The organism is Mesorhizobium sp. M7D.F.Ca.US.004.01.2.1, assembly GCF_003997785.1.
Lineage (GTDB): Bacteria > Pseudomonadota > Alphaproteobacteria > Rhizobiales > Rhizobiaceae > Mesorhizobium > Mesorhizobium loti.
On record NZ_RZRQ01000572.1, the window covers coordinates 1 to 2,285 of the forward strand.

Below are 2,285 nucleotides of genomic sequence, written 5' to 3' on the forward strand. Positions count from 1 at the left end.
ATGCTGCGCAACCTCTATGTCGGCTTCGTGTTCCAAGGCTACAATCTGCTGGCCCGCACCACGGCGGCCGAAAACGTCGAACTGCCGCTGATCTATCGCGGCGTGGCCAGCCGCGAGCGCCGCGACCTTGCCATGCAGGCATTGGCGGAGGTCGGCCTTGTCGGCCGCGAGCACCACACGCCGGCCGAACTGTCCGGCGGCCAGCAGCAGCGCGTGGCCATCGCACGCGCCATCGTCACCCGCCCGACGCTGCTCGTTGCCGACGAGCCGACCGGCAATCTCGACACCGCACGCACGCACGAGATCATGGAATTGCTGACCCGGCTGAACACCGAGCTTGGCCTGACCATCGCCATGGTCACGCATGAGGCCGACGTCGCCGACTATGCCGAACGCACCATCCGCTTCCTCGACGGCCACGTCGCCTCGGACACCATGAAGCTGGAGATGGCACAATGATCTGGGAAACCGTTCGCCTCTCACTCCGCTCGATCCGCCGCAACGTGCTGCGCTCGTTCCTGACCTTGCTCGGCATCGTCATCGGTGTTGCCGCCGTCATCGCCATGCTCACCATCGGCTCCGGCACCACTGAAAAGGTCAAGGCCGACATCTCCAAGCTTGGCAGCAATCTGCTGGTCGTCCGCTCCGGCCGTCCGGCCGGCCCCGGCGCTCCGGGCGGGCTCGACCAGGTGGTGCGTCCGCTGGCCGAAAAGGACCTGGCAGCACTCGTTGCGCACCTGACCGGCGCGCGCGCCATTTCGCCGGCCTCGCAAAAGCAGGTCCGCGTCATCTTCGGCACCGAGAGCCTGACCTCGGGCGTCACCGGCACCGACAGCGCCTATCTCGATGCGCGCGACTGGAAGCTGGTGTCGGGCCGCCCGTTCAGCGATTCCGAGACCCGCTCAGGCACCGGCGTGTGCCTGATCGGCGAGACGGTGCGCCAGCAGTTCTTCGGCGCCGGCGACCCTGAGGGCGAGATCATCCGCGTCAACCGAACCTCCTGCAAGATCATCGGCCTGCTCGAGCCCAAGGGCTATACCGGCTTCGGCCAGGACCAGGACAATGTCGTCCTGATGCCTCTGCACGCCTATCAGCGCCGCATCGCCGGCAACCGCGACATCGACAACATCTACATCGCCGCCGACGACCGCACGCCGACCAGCGAGTTGCAGCCGCGCGTCGAGGACATCTTGCGCGATGCGCGCCGCATCACGCCCGAGCGCGAGAGCGATTTCGCCATCCGCGACATGACCCAGATCGCCGACGCCATGGCCAGCGCCACCACCACCATGACCGGCATGCTGGGCGCGGTTGCCGGCGTCAGCCTGCTGGTCGGCGGCATCGGCATCATGAACATCATGCTGGTGTCGGTCACCGAGCGCACCCGCGAGATCGGCATCAGGCTCGCCATCGGCGCGCATGAAAAGCACATCCTCATCCAGTTCCTGGTCGAGGCGACGGTGCTGTCGCTGCTCGGCGGCATCATCGGCATCCTGATCGGCCTGGCGCTGGCCGGCCTCGCCTCGGTGACGCTGACCATCCCGTTTGCGCCAAGCCCGGCGGTCATCCTGCTCGCCGTCGGCTTTTCGGCGCTGATCGGCATGGTGTTCGGCTTCTTCCCGGCGCTGCGGGGCGCCAGGCTCGATCCGATCGACGCGCTGCGGCACGAATAGGGCAACCCAGCCGGAAACGCGGCCAGCACTCCACCGGTTTTGCACAGTCTTCGACGTTTCCACCTGTCTCGCCACTGTCGGCGCACCGTTGGCGATGCTAGGGCAGTTCACCTTGGGTGGAGGAATAGCCGATGAGCAAGAAGGCGCGACTGATCCTGGCGATGGTCATCATCGAGGCCTTCCTTGCAGGCATCTGGTGGTATCTCGCCCGCTACGGCCTCGCCAATCCCGATCGCGTCACATCGGATTTTCAGGCAGTCGTCGGCCAGACGATGGGAATGGCGATGGGCGGCTTGCTGGGCATCGGCTTTATCCTGTTCCTCGTCGCCGCTCGCAATGATCGCAAGGCAGCACAGGACAACACGCGCAGTTAATCGACGCCCGAAAAATGCCACTCGATCAGCGGCTTCATGTGCGGTGACAGCCCGACCGGCAGGTCGGCGGCATGGCGGATGATCACCGGCCCTTCGATCTCCGGCTCTGTCTCGGTGGCGACGAAGGCTGAGATGCGTCGTGCGACCTCGTCGGCGGGCGCTGTTTCGTGATAGCGGCGGAAGATCACCGTGCCGCTATTGGTCGACAGGGCGTGCCAGCGCTTGCCGCGTTGAGCAC

General features: G+C 65.9%; 3 protein-coding genes and 1 pseudogene. 3 read left to right on the top strand and 1 reads right to left on the bottom strand.

Going from position 1 to position 2,285, the window contains the following annotated elements; translation table 11 throughout:
* From EN993_RS34875 to EN993_RS34885, 3 genes are all read left to right on the top strand, one after another.
* Window positions 1–459: ATP-binding cassette domain-containing protein (locus EN993_RS34875; protein ID WP_127266153.1), on the top strand; the 459-nt coding region annotated here is incomplete at its 5' end.
* A complete protein-coding gene (locus tag EN993_RS34880) occupies window positions 456–1,673 on the top strand; it encodes an ABC transporter permease (RefSeq protein ID WP_109668030.1) in 1,218 nt (405 codons plus the stop codon). The genes EN993_RS34875 and EN993_RS34880, both read left to right, overlap by 4 nt.
* Window positions 1,674–1,804: 131 nt before the next feature.
* Complete coding sequence (locus tag EN993_RS34885; RefSeq protein ID WP_126069475.1) at window positions 1,805–2,047, top strand: hypothetical protein; 243 nt, start codon at window positions 1,805–1,807, stop codon at window positions 2,045–2,047.
* On the opposite strand, the pseudogene EN993_RS34890 reads toward EN993_RS34885, so the two are convergent.
* A pseudogene (locus EN993_RS34890) lies at window positions 2,044–2,285 on the bottom strand (hypothetical protein); the annotation flags it as partial. The gene EN993_RS34885 and the pseudogene EN993_RS34890 sit on opposite strands and share 4 nt — an antisense overlap.